Genomic DNA, 16,384 nt, shown 5'->3' with positions numbered 1-16,384 from the left:
GCATCATTAGATTGGCATCTTCATGACATCATCGAATGCTTGCACTAAGCGGTTTCTAATTTGAATCATGGTTGAAAACGAGAGACTGGCTTTTTGAGAAGCAACCATTACGCCCACTAAGTCATCACTTGCACCACTGTCTACCGCGCGCATTAATGCTGAGGAGGCATTCTGATCGGCATTTATCGCCGACACTTTATTTTGCATTAGATCGGTAAAAGAGGGCGCTTCGAAGCCTGAATCTGCTGGGTTTGGGCTGATTTTGATTGCTCCCTTAGCCATCTCGCTATGGATACTAAGTTGTTGCATCATTGAATCGGCGCTTATTGAAATTGCATTGGACATGAGTTTTCTCTTCTTTGAAAAGTGGTTAAGCCGCCTGGCCTATTTCTGCAAGGATCTGATCGATATCAATACCTTCTTCGCGCATCTGTACCAGCTTGTAGCGGAGGGCTCTTGTGGTCATTCCCAATGCGGCAGCAGTTTGGTTACGATGACCGTTGTGCTGTCTCAGGGTGTCGATGATGTATTGAAATTCAGCGCGGCGCTTCGATGCTTTAAGGCCTTGCTCACTTTGCTCTGCATAAGGCTGGGAATCTTGATCAACCAGACCAAGTTCGGCGGCCTGCAATGCTTGGCCCCTACGCATCACCAAGGCTCTTTGAATGGTGTTCTCTAGTTCACGCACATTGCCAGGCCAGTTGTGACTGAGCAATAGGCTGCGAGCTTGTTCGCTGAAGTAGCAAGTCTGCTCGCCAGCGAGCATTTTGTATTTCTGTAAAAAGTGCTCAGCGAGCGGCAAGATATCTTCCCGGCGCTCACGTAAAGGCAAGATTTTCAGTGGTAGTACATCTAAACGATAGAAGAGATCTTCTCTAAATTGACCATTTTGAACTGCGCTGCGCAGATCTTTGTTGGTGGCGGCAATGACTCGAATATCCAATGTAATGGATTTATGGCCACCTAGACGTTCTACCTCTCTTTCTTGCAGTACTCGGAGTAACTTGGCTTGCAGTAGTAGTGGCATTTCACCAATTTCATCAAGCAGCAGCGTGCCGCCATTAGCCATCTCGAACTTACCGGGCTGATCGCTCATTGCGCCGGTGAAGGCACCTTTTACATGACCAAATAGTAGTGACTCCAAGATGCTCTCTGGTATTGCTGCGCAGTTGATGGCAATAAAAGGTTGTTTGGCTCGATTGGAATGGCGGTGGATGTAACGCGCTATCGGTTCTTTTCCGGTGCCACTTTCGCCCGTTAATAGCACGGTTGCTTCAGTAACTGCAGCACGATGAGCTAGCATCAACAGCTGACGACTTTCAGAGGCGACGCTAACAAGATCATTCTCTGGTAGCTCCATACGACGCAATCTGTGCAGCAGAGAACTGAGTTGTTCATCATCGATGGGTAACAATAAGTAATCTTGTATACCCGATTGCATGGCGATACTGGCAAGTTCAGTTTGCTCTGGGTTGAGCAGAGCAACCTGATGCTTACCTGGATACTGGCATAAGCGTTGAGCAACTTCACTGTTGTCACTGTTAGACAAGTTAACCAAACTTAGCCAAGGCTGATTCTGACTATCTTGCTGCCAAAGGTTAAACCCTTGCAGTGCCAATTTTGTTTGGCTTGATTCCGATAACTTTGAATCGACAAACCTTAAACTCGAACGGTTCATAGGGATGCTCCCGTAGTAGAGGCCGTTTGAGATTTCACTAAACGAATCGATACTCGGCGATTTAACTCTCGCCCTTGACGGCTATTGTTACTAGATATTGGTGCGCGGGTACCATGGTGTCTAACTTGGATCATCTTTGCCGGGACACCAAGCTCGATGAGCATTGAAGCCACTTCATCGGCACGCTCTTTACTCAGTACTAAGTTGGCGATGCGATCACCAGAAGCATCAGCATGACCATCGATGAGCACCTCAGCAATTGAGTGATCAGCTTGTATGTAGCGATATACCGCGAATAGGTCTGTGCTTTGGGCTGAATTGAGACGGCTTGAGCTGGTATCAAACATGAGATCTAATCGGCGTACGTAACTGAAAGGTTTCGGCAGCAGTTTTTGTCTACATAAACGAAATTGATTGGCGACGGCTTTGGTTGCAACCGGTGCGGAGTCGACGCTGTACTGGCTACCATCCTTGACTGATACCGTCACTTTCCAAGCTAAACCCTGCTCTAGAGCTTCCAAAAATGGTGCGATAGATTGCTGACTGCGAGCCTGACTTCCCTGCCACTTTAGCGATGTTGCTGCTACTGGAGCCGAGTGTTGACTTTTCCAGGCTGGATAGGTGACTGATGCTTGGCTTGAAACGTCGTGCATGCTAAGCCAATCGGCGGCTAATGTGAGTGCCAAAGGCTCTCCTGGCATGGCCGTCAGCGATAATGAACCAAAGCTTTGGACATTATGGGTGATAGAACAACCAAAGACATCTCCTGCAAATAACCATTGTGATTGCTCTAAAGGAGTTTGGTAGTTTGTTGTCACTGCCATTGCACTATTTATGAGAGAAATATAAATAACTAATAAGCAGTTTAATATATAAGCTAGTAGTTTCAATTGTTAATAACCCTCAGTTAATTCTCTTCGGCAACTCTTGTTATTTATTTTGTTCTAATTCGTAAGGTTGCCAATTAAACACGCAATGAACAAGCATGTAAAACATTTTGTTCCATTTATTATGAAATTTATATCTATACTTGAGAGTAATTCGATGTTTTATTTTTTAATAATTGAAATGTGCAGTGTAATTATATACAAAGTGTAACAAAGCTAGTTTTTACTTTAGTGTTTTATTAGCGAGATATGGCGCTTTTCATTGTTTTTATGATGTTTTATTGCGTGCGGTTGGTTTTTTGAAAGGAATTTGAAAAAAATGAAAATAAAATTAAAGTTTTTATGAATACGGTCGCTTTAATTGCGGATTAAAAATTTAAGTGTGAAGTATTTTTTAATTTGAAACTTTTGAGTTTTAATTGTCGCTATTAAATATTACTATGCATCTCTATATTTAATTGTCGCGCCATTAAGTTGTCATTAGTCAATTAAATAACTATTAACTGGTTGCTGTCGGATATTTGGCAGTGTTCTTTGTTACAAGGTTTATAATGAAAACAACCGCAAAAGCAAAGCTGGTGAAATTATCTCATAACGTTGAGGTGAGACCTGTTGCCTTATTAAAGGAAAAGTTAGCTAGAAGCCGATTATTGATACAGCTTACTGATAGTCAGCGACCTATGATGGATGCCGTCAATGAGTTACTGAACCCAATCATTCGTCAAGGGCACCATGCTTTGTCTCAGGTATCGCTATCGGCTAAATCTGAAGCTGTAGTGCCAGAGCTACACCATGCTTGGTTCCTGCTGAGTTATCAGCGTGTGGAGCTAGGCTGGTGGAAAATAGACAAGTGCACGTTAGATCAGTTGGCAAGTGGTTATTACGGTAGCTTTTCTAGTGCACCTAAATCGCCGCTGAGGTCGCCGAGCCAGTCAGAGTTCCGTCTGGTAAAAAGGCTGATGTTGGCAGCGATAAATACCTTACCTGTTGCCCGGATTGATGCTGAAGAGTTAGAACTTGAACTCGTCACTAACACTACCCCGATAAAAGCCCCTGTGTGTTGCGAGTTAAATTTCCCCAAAGTGCATAGTGGACCAGGGATCAGCTTCTATTTGGCTGAGCACCTTTTAGGTTTGATGGCTGAACAACCGAGTCAGTATCAAGCCGATCCAGCTTTAAATGAGAAGCTATCGAAAAGCCTTACACAACTTCCGTTTAGAGTCATGCTTGAGCTTGGACAGCAGAGTTTACCGGTAACTGGATTACAGCAGCTTAAAGTGGGGGATATATTGCCGATGAACCTGCACTCTCGCTGCCCAGTTACTGTGGGCAAGCGTCCTATATTTTATGCCACCGTCCACGCTCATGAAGGGCAAATGGTTGCCAAATTGACACAAGAAGCCTTTCAATTAGAGGAATAATCCAATGGCTGAACAAAATATTTTGCAAGATGAAGACTTTCTACTTGATGACGAATTTTTCAATGAGAAAGAGGTGAGTAGCCAGCCAAAGCCTAAAAAAGATATGTCTTTCTTCCATCAATTGCCGGTCCAGGTGACGTTAGAGTTGGCGAGTGCGGAGATGTCATTGGGTGAACTGACTCAAATGGGCGAGGGAGATGTGGTTGCTCTCGACAGAATGGTTGGTGAGCCGTTAGATATTCGAGTTAACGGCGCTTTGCTCGGTCGCGGTGAAGTTGTTGAAGTGAATGGTCGCTATGGTGTTCGTTTACTCGAAGTTGAAGCAATTAGCCTCACTGGGGCTAACGACTAATTATGTGGCGAGTTTTGCTTCTGTTACTCGTTGGTTTTTCCACGGGTGCACATGCTAATGATGGTTTCACGCTTTTTACCTTAGGTGATGGTGCAGAGGCTCAATCGGTTAACGTAAAGCTAGAGATACTGGCTTTGATGACGGTATTGAGTTTTTTACCTGCACTGTTGATGATGCTGACTAGTTTTACGCGAGTTATCGTAGTGTTAGCTATTTTGCGCCAAGCACTGGGGTTACAGCAAAGCCCGCCTAATAAGGTATTGATTGGTATCGCGTTGGTGATGACTATTTTCATTATGCGGCCAGTTGGGCAAGCAATTTATGATGATGCATTTCTGCCTTACGATCAGGGGCAAATTGAGTTAACTGAGGCGGTGGTGAGAGGGGAGGTACCATTGCGCAAATTTATGTTAGCGCAAACCCGTGAGACTGACCTTGAGCAGATGCTTAAGATTGCTGATGAGCCAACTACATTAACGGCCGATGAGATCCCTTTCTTTGTGTTAATGCCTGCCTTTGTTTTAAGTGAACTAAAAACAGCGTTTCAGATAGGTTTTCTTCTGTTCTTGCCCTTTTTGGTGATCGATCTGGTTGTTGCCAGCGTGTTGATGTCGATGGGGATGATGATGCTTTCGCCATTGATTATCTCGTTGCCGTTCAAGTTAATGGTTTTCGTGTTGGTGGATGGCTGGTCGATGACTGTGAGCACCTTAGTGGCGAGTTATGGATAGCAGTTTTGAATAAGCGGCTTGATAGGGATGGAAATTAGTTATGAGTGCTAGGCAAGATCAGCGAGATTCAATCTCTTTAGGTGACCGTTGTTTTCTACTTTCTGGGCTGGTGATGACAGGGTTAGTGATGGTGAATGATTGGCCGCTTGTGATCAACTTTTTGCTTCACGGAGCTGGGTAGCCATATGGATGTAAATGAACTGACATCAATGTTTGCTGAGGCGATTTTTTTGGTTGTGGCCATGGTTGGTGTGTTAGTGGTTCCTGGGTTGCTGGTGGGCCTATTGATCGCGGTGTTTCAAGCCGCCACTCAAGTGAATGAGCAAACGCTTAGCTTTTTGCCACGACTGGTACTCACCTTGTTGATGGTGTTGTTTGCTGGCGAGTGGTTGTTGCAGCAGATCAGCGATCTGTTTCAGCGCTTATTCCTCAACATTCCCCATATTATAGGTTGATGAAAATGGCGAATTCTGCACTCATGTTGGCGGAGGCACGTGCTTAATGCTGTCGCTCACCGCTGTGCAAATTAGTACCTTTATCGCAACTTTCTGGTGGCCTTTCTGTCGGATTATGGGGGCTTTTATGGTGATGCCCTTCCTCAGTAGTACCTATATCCCTGTCATGGTTCGGATTCTGCTGGCTATCAGCATTTCGGTACTGGTTGCCCCTATCTTGCCACCCTTTCCTGAAGTCGATGCGATCTCGATAAAAGCGCTATTTCTTGGTATTGAGCAGCTGCTCATTGGCTTTATGTTGGCACTGTTTTTGACCATTATGATCCATGTGATGACCTTGGTTGGCGCCATTATGTCGATGCAGATGGGGCTGGCGATGGCAATCATGAATGATCCTGCAAATGGCGGCTCTAACCCCATTTTAGGGCAATGGTTTTTACTCTATGGCACGCTACTTTTTCTGGCGCTAGACGGTCATCTTGTCGCGTTGGGTATCTTGGTTGATAGCTTTCGGTTGTGGCCAATTGGAATGGGGGTATTTGATCTTCCCTTAATGGGTCTAATTGGTCGAATCAGCTGGATTTTTGCGGCGTCGTTCATGTTGGCGCTGCCTGCTGTACTGGCCATGTTAATGGTGAATGTCACTTTTGGCGTATTAAGCCGCGCGGCACCCTCTTTAAATGTATTCGCCTTGGGCTTTCCTATGTCGATGTTAATGGGCTTATTGTGTGTGTTCTTCTCCTTTAGTGGTTTACCTAGCCGCTATAGCGACCTATGTCTCGATGCGTTATCAGCTATGTATCAGTTTATTGGTGGCGTGCCATGAGCAATAAAGACACCGGGCAAAGCAAAACAGAACAAGCCACGCCGCAGAAGCTTAAAAAGGCTAAAGATGAAGGCCAGGTTCCGCGTTCAAAAGACTTAGCTTCTACGGCGCTAATTATTGGTTGCTCAATAATGCTGACCACCAGTGCTGATTGGATTGCAGCTAAAGTGGCAAAAATGACCCGCACCAATATGTTACTGACTAAGGCGCAGCTGGATGAGCCTGGAATGATGACGCGCCACTTAGCGCAATCCTTATTAGAAATACTAAACATTCTCGGGCCACTTTTTTTGATGGTTGCTCTGATTGCCATGGTGGCAGGCGCGATGCCCGGCGGGCCAGTATTTAATTTTAAAAATGCCAGCTTCAAATACAGCCGTATCGATCCTATTGCAGGCTTGGGGCGGATGGCTTCAGTTAAGTCATTAGTTGAGCTGGTTAAATCGATTTTGAAAATTGTGTTGTTGGTGGGGATTATGTGGTTTTTTCTTGAAAAAAACCTACAAACACTGCTGACCTTTAATCAGTTACCAGTTGATGAGGCGGTATCAAAAGTCATCGATATGCTGTCACTGGGGATGTTGTTTCTGGGCCTTGGATTACTGCTTATCACCTTTATCGATGTGCCATATCAATACTGGCATCACCACAATGAACTAAAAATGTCGCTGCAAGAGGTTAAAGATGAACATAAGCAGCAAGACGGTAAACCTGAAATCAAAGCGAAAATACGCCAGATGCAGCAACGTATTAGCCGCTCTAGAGCCGATATCTCAGTGCCTAAAGCTGATGTGTTGCTGGTTAACCCGACTCACTATGCAGTAGCGCTTAAATATGACATTGATAAAGCAGATGCGCCCTATGTGCTGACTAAAGGCACTGATGAACTGGCACTGCATATGCGCGAAGTGGCTCAGCGTCACGATGTGGAGGTGATTGAGTTACCGCCGCTTACCCGTGCCATTTATTACTCTACTAAGGTAGATCAACAGATCCCGGCGGCGCTATTTATCGCCATTGCCCATGTGCTTACGTATGTACTGCAAATCAAAGCCTCTAGGCAGGGCAAACAGGCTAAGCCTGATCCATTACCCCACTTTTTTATTCCGAAAAATTTACGACACGACTAAAGGATATTTGATTTCATGAACTGGTTCTCGCGCACTTTTTCCGGCAGTCCAAGTTATATTGGCATTCCGATAATGCTTCTGACCATTCTAGCGATGGTGATATTACCGTTGCCGCCATTCCTGCTGGATATATTGTTTACTTTTAACATTGTATTGGCTGTGATGGTGTTACTCGTCGGTGTATCGATTCGTCGCCCTTTGGAGTTCTCGGTCTTTCCGACAGTACTGTTATTGGCGACACTGCTACGCTTAACTTTGAACGTTGCCTCAACCCGTGTGGTATTGATTGAAGGTCATCAAGGTGGCGATGCTGCGGGTAAAGTGATCCAAGCCTTTGGTGAGGTGGTGATTGGCGGTAACTATGTTGTTGGTGCGGTAATCTTTTTGATCTTAATGATCATCAATTTCGTGGTGATCACTAAGGGTGGCGAGCGCATATCTGAAGTCTCTGCTCGATTTACACTGGATGCACTACCTGGTAAGCAGATGGCCATCGATGCCGATCTTAATGCCGGGATTTTAACCCAAGAACAAGCCAGAGATCGTCGACAAGAGGTTGCTCGTGAAGCCGACTTTTATGGCTCAATGGATGGCGCGTCTAAGTTTGTTCGTGGTGATGCGATTGCGGGGATCTTGATCTTAGCGATTAATATGCTCGGTGGTCTTGCTATTGGTGTCTTCATGCATGACTTGAGTGCAGCTGAAGCCTTTAAAACCTTTGCCTTACTAACTATTGGTGATGGCTTAGTCGCACAGATCCCATCACTGTTATTAGCGACAGCCGCGGCGATCATTGTTACTCGTGTCTCGGACGCTGAAGAGATGCCTGAGCAGTTGCGACAACAACTTCTGGCGAACCCCAAAACATTAGCTACGGCCGCCATCGTGATGCTGATTTTAGGCTTAGTACCTGGAATGCCCACTTTTGTTTTTCTAGCCTTTGCTGCTTTACTTGGTTTTTCTGCCTGGAAACAGAGTCAGCGCAGTCCTGTGATTGCAGAATCCAAGGTTGAAGCGCAAATTGAGAGTAACCTGAGTGAGCCGTCAGCGCCAAGTTGGGATGCACTTCCTTTTACCGATCTTATCGAGGTGCGATTAGGTTACCGTTTGGTACATTTAGTTGAGCGCAGCAAAGGAGCTGAGCTGCAAAAACGCTTAACCGGGATCCGCAGAACGCTGTCTGAACAGGCAGGTTTTCTCCTGGCAGAAGTCAGAGTTAGGGATAATTTATCGTTAGCACCGAATGCCTATCAAATCAGTTTAATGGGTAATCCCGTAGTGTCTGCTGAACTCGACCCTGAACGTTTGATGGCGATTAAAAGTGGCCCTGTTTTTGGGGATATCGATGGCGTCATTACCAAAGAGCCTGCCTATCAAATGGACGCAATCTGGATTGAGCAGGAAGCTAAAGCGAACGCGCTTAACCTCGGATATTCGGTGGTGGATAACGCCACTGTTATTGCAACCCATGTGAGTAAACTGATCCGAGAGTCGTTACCTGATATGTTGCAGCATGATGACGTTCTGGCATTGAGCGATCGCCTAGCGAAACAGTCACCTAAGCTTGCAGAGTCGCTTAATACTGCACTACCTCCTATTTTACAGCTCAAAGTATTTAGGTTGCTGTTGAAAGAGCAGGTCTCTTTGAAAGATATTCGCACCATTGCCACTACCTTGCTTGATTGCAGCGAGAATAGTAAAGATCCAGTATTGCTGGCGGCAGATGTGCGCTGTGCATTGAGAAATACCATTTTGCACTCAATTGTTGGGGCGGATCCAAAATTGAATGTGATGACATTAGCGCCGGAGCTGGAGCAGACTCTGATCTCGGCACTCAATCAAGCACAGCAACAAGGTAAAGTTGCACTGGATAGTTTTCCTGTAGATCCGCAATTACTGGCGCAATTACAACAAAGAATGCCACAACTACTGGCGCAAGCCAAAGAGCATGGCCATAGTCCATTGTTGCTCGTCTCTCCGCAGTTAAGACCCATTCTTGCCCGTTATGCATTGGCATTTGCCCGTGGCCTACATGTGTTGTCTTACAATGAGATCCCCGAAACTCGGGAGCTAATGGTGGCGGGGCAGTTAGGATAATGCACTGCTATTTGACCCATTAGGTCAAATAGCTGCTGAGTATGAGTGTAGGCTAAGCTTGCTGTAGAAATGCCAGCAGCGCGCTAAGGGCGAGGTTTCTGGCATTATCGCGCTCCATAAAGATTTCATGGCGAGCATAGGGAATTTTGAGCAGCTTACATTGGCCGATAGCCGCTTGTTTCTGAGCTGCATTACTGACAATGGTGTCTTCTTCAGCTTGCAAGATTAGCAAGGGGATATCGATCTTCTGTGCGGCTTTAATGGCATCATCGCCGGCGTTGATTGACTCAACCAACCAATGGTTAGTCGGCGAACCAAGTTGTAACTTGGGCTCTTGCTCATAGAGTTTGCGATAATCTTGGTAACGTAATTTACTGTTGGTAAGATCGTTCTTGTCGAACTCATCGGCATGGTAACCTTTACCACCCAGCACATAATTTGGTTGCTGTTTGTTGTGGTTATCGAGTCGTGCTGCTAACCAACGAATAAAGCGTTTAGGTAAAGGTAGTTTAATGCCATACATAGGTGCCGAAAAAGCCGCGGCTTTAAACACTCCTGAATGCTGTGCTATGTATAAAGTGCCAATTGCGCCTCCCATAGAATGTCCCACTAGAAAGTAATCTTCTTCAGGCTGTGGTTTAACAACTTTGTCGATAAAATCACCAAAGTCGTCGACATAACGCTGGAACTTGTCGATATGTCCTTTATGTGGATCTGTGGTTGTTCTGCTGGAAAGCCCCTGCCCACGATGGTCGATGGCAAATAAACTGTACCCCTGCTGGTACAGATCAAACATCAACTCTTTATATTTCAAATAGGACTCAACGCGACCGCTACTTAGGACAATTGTACCTATGCTATTTGGGTTGATAATGCAGGCGTAAGCGAGGCTGACATCATCGTTCGCTTTGAAACTTGATTGAGTCACTTGCTGCCAAAATGCAGTTTGTTCTGGGCTATTAAGGTGATGCTCTGATGAAAAGGAAATGGCAGTGCTTAATGATGGAGCGGGCTCAGCGGCATTCGGCATAATGATTATCTAAAGAATAAGGTTAGCAGCAGTGTAGCAAACTCCTTGTGGGGATAAAATGGCCGCTTGTTGCGGCCATCTATATACTGATTGTTATTATAGTGCGGCTTGCTGTTGTTTGATGAAGTCGTTAATTTGTTGCTCAAGAATCGACATCGGCACTGAACCATTGGCTAATACTGCATCGTGAAAAGCTCGAATATCGAAATTTTCGCCTAGCGCTTGTTCGGCTTGAGCGCGCAAACGTTTAATGGTCAACTCACCAATTTTGTAAGACAGAGCCTGTCCAGGCCAAGAGATATATCTATCAATTTCGGTGGTAACATTGTGCAGCGATAGGGCGGTATTGCTCGCCATAAAGTCCATTGCTTGTTGACGGCTCCAACCTTTGGCATGCATGCCTGTATCAACAACTAAACGCGCTGCGCGCCACATCTCATAGGTTAGGCGGCCAAAGTTACTGTATGGATCTTGGTAAAAACCCGCTTCTAACCCAAGGTACTCAGAGTAAAGCCCCCAACCTTCGCCAAATGCTGATATATAGCTATAGCGTCTAAAATCAGGTAGATCGGTTAGCTCACGATTTAATGCTATCTGTAGATGATGACCGGGCACCGCTTCGTGCAATGTTAGGGCTTCCATCTCATACTGTGGACGTTTATCGAGTGCATAGGTATTGACCCAGTAGTAACCAGCTTCATCATCTCGATTAGAGCCGGAATACCTGCCGGTTGTATACTTAGGTGCTATTTCCGCAGGCACAGGAGCTATACCGTAAGGTTGGCGTGGCAGTTTACCAAAGTACTTAGGTAGCATGGCATCGGCTTTCTTAGCGATGTAGGCAGCTTCTTTGAGTAGCTCCTCAGCTGTTTTAGGGTAAAACTGTGGATCGGTTCTGAGAAAGTGGAGGAACTCAGCAAAGTTACCTTCAAATTCTAACTCATCGATAATCTGCTGCATCTCGGCACGAATACGTTTAACTTCGCTTAAGCCTAGTTGGTGCACTTCATCAGAAGTCATATCTAAGGTGGTGTAGTAACGCACTCTATTTTCGTAGAATGCTTCACCGTCGGGCAGCTTTGAAGCGGCGATGTCAGTACGGGCATTGGGAATATACTCATTGACCATGAAGTCGTAAAACGCTTGATATTCTGGTAGCACGGTATTTGCAACCAAGGCTAAGCCTTGCTCGGTGAGCGCTGCTTTTTCTGCGGCAGTGAAATACTCTGGATACTCAGTAAAAGGGGCGAAATAACCACTCTCTTCAGCTGGCACGATGAAAGCGCTAATGCTAGTTTCAAATCCATTAAGGGTGACTTTTGCTGGTGTGATACCTGCTGCTAACCCCTGCTTTAACCAATAAGTTTGCTGAGCAAAGTAAGTCGGTAGCGCTTTAAGTTGGTTGATGTAGTTTTGATAGTCTTCAACTTTTGCAAATCGCCCTTTAGAGATTGACGCTACATAGGCATGAAAGCCGCTTTCTGCAGACAGAGGGATGTAGTGATCTTTATAGCGATATTGGTCAACACTATTCTGTACTTGGTCCTGCAGGATTTTAGCATTAATAACGTCGTCAGCACTTAACTCTGCTCGGTTTAGTGCTTTTATCTGGCCGAGTAATTCAATGCGACGTTGATTGAGTGATGCTAGCGCCTCTGGTGATAAGTTTTGTAATTTTCCCGCCGCAGATTGATCACCCAAAGAGTACGCAAGGCTTGGGCTTTCATCTAAAGAGATCTGCCAAGAGGTATCGATAGCTTGTTGCAGTTGTGCATTTATCTGTGATTCTGTTGGCGCCGTCGCAACGTTAGATTCGGTAACAGACGAGGTTGCGGCGGTTTGACAGGCGCTTAAGCCGATGATTAACACCGAGGGCAGCAGGTATTTATACATGATATATCCGTGATTTTTGTTATTGTTGTAAGTTCGATTATGCCTATTGTGTTGTTAAAGGTCACGCAGGAAAGTTATACCAAATGTTAAGTCAGTTGAGTGGAGCTGACTTGGTAAGCGGTTGTGCAACAGATACAAAAAAACCGGCCATAGCCGGTTTTTATGAGGTTATCTAATGCCTAATCAGTATTAGACTAGATAACGCGTGAGAACTGCTGTTGTCTTGCTTTCTCACGGTAGTAAACATCAAAACAGATACAGATGTTACGGATCAACAAGCGGCCAGTTGGGCTGATGGTGATCTTTCTATCTGTGATGTCGACTAGCTTATCGTCGATGAATGTTTGCAGTAGCTTTAAGTCTTCTACAAAGTACTCTTCGAAATTGATATTCAGCTTCTCTTCAATTTGTGCCATATCTAGGTCGAAGTGACAGATAAGCTGCTTAATCACGACGCGACGAATTTCATCGTCACGGTTTAAGCCACAACCTTTCCAAAGTGCATGACCGTTAGCATCGATAGACTCGAAGTAAGGGCGAACATCTTTCTGGTTTTGTGCGTAACAATCGCCAATCTGGCTAATTGAAGAAACACCTAAACCAAGTAGATCACACTCTTCTTGAGTGGTGTAGCCTTGGAAGTTACGGTGCAAGCGACCTTCGTTTTGAAGAATTGATAGTTCATCATCAGGTTTAGCAAAATGATCCATACCAATATATTGGTAACCGGCCCCCGTTAAGGTTTCGATTGTTTGATGCAACATATCTAGCTTTTGCTGTGGAGATGCTAAATCTTCATCTTTAATCTTACGCTGCGCTGCAAAACGCGATGGCAGGTGAGCGTAGTTAAAGACAGACAAACGGTCTGGATCGAGATCGAGTACGCGTTGCATCGTTTCAGCAAAGGTCTCCGGAGTCTGGTGTGGCAAGCCGTAGATAAGGTCGATGTTAGTAGAAACAAAGCCTAGCTCTTTAGCGCGTGCCATCAGGTCAAAAATGAACTGTTCATCTTGTTCACGGTTAACCGCAATTTGTACTTTCTTATTGAAATCTTGTACACCGATAGAGATACGGTTGAAGCCCGCTTCTTTTAGGGTGTCTAGCATAGACAGTTCAATTTCACGTGGGTCGACTTCAATTGAGTATTCGCCGACTTCTGCTACGTTAAAGTTAGCTTTTACCAATGCAGACAGTTTTAATATCTGATCTGGAGTCAAGAATGTTGGTGTACCGCCGCCCCAGTGAATTTGAGTGACTAAGTAGTCTTTGAATAACGGCGCACGCTTAACAATTTCAGCAGCTAGGTATTCAATGTACTGATCAGCTTTATGTTGGTGGCGTGTGATGACCTTATTACAGCCACAGTAGTAACAAAGCTTTGCGCAAAATGGGATATGAATATAAAGAGAAAGCTTATCACTTTTGCTATTTTTGATAGAGGTCAGCAATTGATCTTCGGTAAACGAATCTTCGAACTCTAGCGCCGTCGGGTAAGAGGTATAACGCGGTCCGCTATAATTGTACTTTTCGATCATTGACTGATCCCAGCTAATTTGTGTGGGCTGCTTCAAGGCATGTCCTCCGACGTTTAGTAATTTAGCAACATGTGAAGTATGCATCGTAATTAGTGCAATAACCTTGATCCATGTTGTAAATTTGGAATGTGGGTAACAAAGAGCAACAGAATATCGCTGAATTTAAGCTCTATGTCTGCGCTGTTAAGTAGATTTTGTGCACAGACTCACCCTATATTATCAAAATCTTCTATAAGTGCGATCTGGGTAGAATCTAGATAGAGAGATAGTACAAGCTTTAACCATAGTTGTTGATGCTGATTAGTGCAGTGACGCTGCGTCGAATTCGCTAAGTTGTTTAGCCTCTTCGAGTATTTGAACTTCGAGTTCCGCTTCAGATTTCATGCGAGTATAGTCGAGCTTCATGCGTTGTTGTTTTGACAGCGTTTTACGCTGCTCTTTAATTGGATGCTCTTTTATTACTTCAAAATGCTTAAAAGTAGCAGGGTACTTCTCGCTAACAAGTTCTGACATACCTACCAAGTTGAATAGTTTGGCGATGCGCATTACCCCTTCAGAAAGCTCGCAGCGCTCTTCTAGCATGGCTGCTGCTATGTAGCGAATACTGTCTAATAACTCTTCAGACTTTGCTTTAGCGGCTTCAGCTTGCTGTTGTTGCTGCTTCGCCCTAGCTTGGTTTTGCTTGCGTAAGCGCAGCAGTAGCGAGGTAGCATAAGCTGTGAGGGCAACGAGAATAAAAAAGCCAATAACAATAAGCGCTGTGGTCATGCTAGGTCCTGTTACAGTTAAAAAGTTTTCTAATTAATTGGATAGCAGATAAAAATATGGCATCAATAAAGATGCCATTAAGTGTCAGTATGTTGAGAGCTAGTCGTTCTGGTAATCTTTTAGCAGATCGGCACCAGATTCAAACTTGTCGAATAGGTCGTCATCAGTGACTGCTTTCTTCGCTTTAGGTTGCTCCTCTTCATCAGATAAGCCGAGCTTATCTAACAGAGTTTCAATTTGAGTTAATTGCTTATCTAACCACTTCTGGTCATCTTGGTTAAGGCTCTTACCCTCTTCAAGCATATCTAGCAGGCTATTGAGTCTTGGATCTTCCTCGAGCTTTAATAACTTCTGTTCATCAGTTAGTTTTGGCCCTTTAGGCTTACTCTCAACCTTTTTCTCTTTAACAATATTGAGCTGAACGGGTTTCTTGCTGCCATGACGAGGGTCGCTGTTTTTGGCGCTGCCACCATTGGCTTGGTTTTCAATCATCGAAGCGTTGTGACGGCTTCCCGCTTTATTGCCAGCAACCTGTTTTTTACCCGCAAGAACTCGTTCGTGTTTCTTGGTTCTTGGAGCTAATTTTGGAGCATTTTCGTTGCTCTTACGCGTTTTCTTACTACGGGACATGATTCGCTTATCTCGATAACTTAAATGACTCTGCTGCTGACAGAACTAGTTGTCTCTATCAACAATTGAAGTTTGGTCGCGTGTTATACCAGATCCTGATGGTTTTTGCACCAGAATGAGATCGTTTGCTGCAAATAATAGCTTAAAACCGACGTTTTCAGCCAGATATTTGAAACTTTGCTGCTGGTAAAAGCTTACGTGGGTGAGGTTGTTTTTAGAATGCCATTTATCAAACCCGGCTAAATCGGTGAGTAATGGTGTGTTAATCGCAATCCAACCACCAGGCTTAACTAGCTCACATAGTAAGGCCCACTCTTTGCGCGGGAACTTAAAATGCTCAAATACGCGATAACAACAGATGAAATCGTATTGCAGCTTTAACTGCTTAGTCCATGGGGCAAGGCTGGGATCGTATTGGTTTATTTGGTGGCCGCGTTCAGTCACTCTTCGTAAACTTTTGGGGTTAAGGGTTCGACCAAAATTGAGGCCAAGCAGAGGGTGGTCTGTGGTTTCACATTGCAATACTAAATCGAATAGAAATTGAGACAGCGATTTTTGCTTATTGTTGGCAGAGCGATACTTTTGCAGTTCTGCTGTGTGTGGCAGATGTGAATTTGCGTCTGCAAACACTAGTTCACAGTGGTGACAGTGATATAAGCAGCGTTTTTTATTCTCAAAAAATATCTGATTGTTGTCACTAAAACATAATGGACATCGACGCATTAAAACGACTCCAGCTACATTAATGGTGAGAATAGCCGCCAAGGCTGTTGAAGATAAGCGAGAGTGGCCACTCAGCAACTTGATTTGATATTAACATATAAACCAACTATTTGAGTGATACCAATTGCATTAAGTATTTGACCAGTTCAGAGCCCCTCAGCCTTTTCAATTCAAAGCGCATTGGTAAAGAAATGGTTATTCCCTTTTAAGCCAATGCAAAGCAGAAGT

The 16,384-nt window shown here is 44.6% G+C and carries 17 protein-coding genes; 8 read left to right on the top strand and 9 right to left on the bottom strand.

The annotated features are described in order from the left end of the window. Positions 1–6 precede the first annotated feature (6 nt). Genes fliE through L2730_RS21040 form a run of 3 tightly spaced genes read right to left on the bottom strand, consistent with a single transcriptional unit; the run spans position 7 to position 2,502 of the window. Positions 7–345 carry a flagellar hook-basal body complex protein FliE gene (fliE, locus tag L2730_RS21050; protein ID WP_248976379.1) on the bottom strand — a complete coding sequence of 113 codons (339 nt, stop codon included), beginning with the start codon at positions 343–345 and terminating at the stop codon, positions 7–9. Positions 346–370: 25 nt separating this feature from the next. Next, positions 371–1,678, bottom strand: coding sequence for a sigma-54 interaction domain-containing protein (locus tag L2730_RS21045; protein ID WP_248976378.1), 1,308 nt, complete (start codon positions 1,676–1,678; stop codon positions 371–373). Next, the gene (locus L2730_RS21040; RefSeq protein WP_248976377.1) at positions 1,675–2,502 is read right to left on the bottom strand and encodes a MotY family protein; all 828 of its coding nucleotides are present in this window, start codon (positions 2,500–2,502) and stop codon (positions 1,675–1,677) included. Before L2730_RS21040 ends, L2730_RS21045 begins: the two co-directional genes overlap by 4 nt. A 614-nt stretch (positions 2,503–3,116) precedes the next feature. Between L2730_RS21040 and L2730_RS21035 the strand changes: the two genes are divergently transcribed. From L2730_RS21035 to flhA, 8 genes are read left to right on the top strand one after another with little or no spacing between them, the layout of a single operon-like run. Further along, positions 3,117–3,986: a FliM/FliN family flagellar motor switch protein gene (locus L2730_RS21035; RefSeq protein ID WP_248976376.1), complete on the top strand. Its 870-nt coding sequence runs from the start codon at positions 3,117–3,119 to the stop codon at positions 3,984–3,986. Positions 3,987–3,990: 4 nt separating this feature from the next. Further along, on the top strand, positions 3,991–4,338 hold the full coding sequence (fliN, locus tag L2730_RS21030) for a flagellar motor switch protein FliN (RefSeq protein ID WP_220737232.1): 348 nt from the start codon (positions 3,991–3,993) through the stop codon (positions 4,336–4,338). Positions 4,339–4,340: 2 nt separating this feature from the next. After that, on the top strand, positions 4,341–5,069 hold the full coding sequence (gene fliP / locus L2730_RS21025) for a flagellar type III secretion system pore protein FliP (RefSeq protein WP_248976375.1): 729 nt from the start codon (positions 4,341–4,343) through the stop codon (positions 5,067–5,069). A 40-nt stretch (positions 5,070–5,109) separates the two neighbouring features. Then, positions 5,110–5,250, top strand: a complete 141-nt coding sequence (locus L2730_RS21020) for a hypothetical protein (RefSeq protein ID WP_248976374.1) — start codon at positions 5,110–5,112, stop codon at positions 5,248–5,250. Positions 5,251–5,254: 4 nt separating this feature from the next. Beyond that, positions 5,255–5,524 carry a flagellar biosynthetic protein FliQ gene (locus tag L2730_RS21015; protein WP_020915027.1) on the top strand — a complete coding sequence of 90 codons (270 nt, stop codon included), beginning with the start codon at positions 5,255–5,257 and terminating at the stop codon, positions 5,522–5,524. Positions 5,525–5,570: 46 nt separating this feature from the next. Further along, a complete protein-coding gene (fliR, locus tag L2730_RS21010; RefSeq protein ID WP_248976373.1) occupies positions 5,571–6,350 on the top strand; it encodes a flagellar biosynthetic protein FliR in 780 nt (259 codons plus the stop codon). After that, positions 6,347–7,480 carry a flagellar biosynthesis protein FlhB gene (gene flhB, locus L2730_RS21005; RefSeq protein ID WP_248976372.1) on the top strand — a complete coding sequence of 378 codons (1,134 nt, stop codon included), beginning with the start codon at positions 6,347–6,349 and terminating at the stop codon, positions 7,478–7,480. The genes fliR and flhB overlap by 4 nt, the downstream gene beginning before the upstream one ends. Before the next feature lie 15 nt (positions 7,481–7,495). After that, on the top strand, positions 7,496–9,577 hold the full coding sequence (gene flhA / locus L2730_RS21000) for a flagellar biosynthesis protein FlhA (protein WP_248976371.1): 2,082 nt from the start codon (positions 7,496–7,498) through the stop codon (positions 9,575–9,577). A 52-nt stretch (positions 9,578–9,629) separates the two neighbouring features. On the opposite strand, the gene L2730_RS20995 is transcribed toward flhA, so the two are convergent. From L2730_RS20995 to L2730_RS20970, 6 genes are all read right to left on the bottom strand, one after another. After that, positions 9,630–10,607: an alpha/beta fold hydrolase gene (locus L2730_RS20995; RefSeq protein WP_248976370.1), complete on the bottom strand. Its 978-nt coding sequence runs from the start codon at positions 10,605–10,607 to the stop codon at positions 9,630–9,632. Positions 10,608–10,703: 96 nt separating this feature from the next. Continuing rightward, positions 10,704–12,500, bottom strand: coding sequence for a DUF885 domain-containing protein (locus tag L2730_RS20990; RefSeq protein WP_248976369.1), 1,797 nt, complete (start codon positions 12,498–12,500; stop codon positions 10,704–10,706). 194 nt (positions 12,501–12,694) lie between these two features. Further along, positions 12,695–14,071, bottom strand: coding sequence for an oxygen-independent coproporphyrinogen III oxidase (gene hemN, locus L2730_RS20985; RefSeq protein WP_283105817.1), 1,377 nt, complete (start codon positions 14,069–14,071; stop codon positions 12,695–12,697). A gap of 264 nt (positions 14,072–14,335) precedes the next feature. Next, positions 14,336–14,803: a DUF2489 domain-containing protein gene (locus L2730_RS20980; protein WP_020915020.1), complete on the bottom strand. Its 468-nt coding sequence runs from the start codon at positions 14,801–14,803 to the stop codon at positions 14,336–14,338. A 99-nt stretch (positions 14,804–14,902) separates the two neighbouring features. Then, positions 14,903–15,433 carry a Der GTPase-activating protein YihI gene (yihI, locus tag L2730_RS20975; RefSeq protein ID WP_248976368.1) on the bottom strand — a complete coding sequence of 177 codons (531 nt, stop codon included), beginning with the start codon at positions 15,431–15,433 and terminating at the stop codon, positions 14,903–14,905. 45 nt (positions 15,434–15,478) lie between these two features. Then, positions 15,479–16,156, bottom strand: coding sequence for a class I SAM-dependent methyltransferase (locus L2730_RS20970; protein WP_248976367.1), 678 nt, complete (start codon positions 16,154–16,156; stop codon positions 15,479–15,481). Between the last annotated feature and the right edge of the window lie 228 nt (positions 16,157–16,384).

This window comes from Shewanella kaireitica (genome assembly GCF_023284045.1).
GTDB lineage: Bacteria > Pseudomonadota > Gammaproteobacteria > Enterobacterales > Shewanellaceae > Shewanella > Shewanella kaireitica.
This window is presented reverse-complemented; position numbering and strand designations above follow the sequence as displayed.